1 pseudogene is annotated in these 859 nt (G+C 42.8%); it reads left to right on the forward strand.

From position 1 onward, the window contains the following. Positions 1 to 50: 50 nt before the first annotated feature. Positions 51 to 859: pseudogene (locus tag MD535_RS25685) on the forward strand (IS3-like element ISVisp1 family transposase); the annotation flags it as partial.

Consider the following 859-nt stretch of genomic DNA (forward strand, 5'->3'; position numbering starts at 1 on the left):
TGTAGTTGACCCGATCTAGTGGACACCTTCAATTGTAATTGGAGGTGTTTATGCCAGCTTATAAATCAGGTAAAAAAACTCAACAATATCTCACGGAATTTAAGGTAACTGCCGTCCGACTTTCGCTTCGAGAAGGAGCTACAGTTAAAAGCGTGGCGCTATCATTGGATATCCACCCTTATATGCTTTCTAAATGGCGAAAGGACTATAGAGAAGGGGTTATTTTGGAAGATAAACGTAAGAAAAGGACTAAGATCCCGAGTCAGAAAACTGAGTCTAGTCGGATTGCAGAGCTTGAACGTCAGAACGAACAACTTAAGCTCGAGAATGACTTGCTAAAAAAGTGGCAACGATTCGTTGCCCAAGAAAATCGACAAAATTCCGATTCATAGCCCATTACAAAACGCGTTATTCCATTGTATTGATGTGTCGTTTTCTATCTGTTTCCAAGTCGGGTTACTACGCATGGCTTGATAGAGAGCCAAGCCGCTACGATCAAGAAGAGCAGGCTTTGAAGAAGCGCATAATTAAAGTGTTTACTCAGAGTCGAGAGACTTACGGTAGTCCACGAGTTCATGCAGAGCTGAGGCGCCAAGGAGTTTTGGTTAGCCGCAAGCGTGTGGCTCGGATCATGAGAGAGCAAGGGCTGAGAGCGCGAAGTTATCGTATTTACATAAAAATGGCCAAGCTACATCGGTTCTATCAATCGATTAAGAATATTAAAAAAGACACACCAAAACCAACGGCAGTTAATCAACAATGGTCTGGAGATCTAACGTATATAAAGCAAGGTAAACGTTGGATGTATCTAGCGGTCGTTATCGACCTTTACTCGCGTAAAATCGTCGGTTGGTCGCTT

Origin of the sequence: Vibrio qingdaonensis (genome assembly GCF_026191675.1) — a bacterium.
GTDB lineage: Bacteria > Pseudomonadota > Gammaproteobacteria > Enterobacterales > Vibrionaceae > Vibrio > Vibrio qingdaonensis.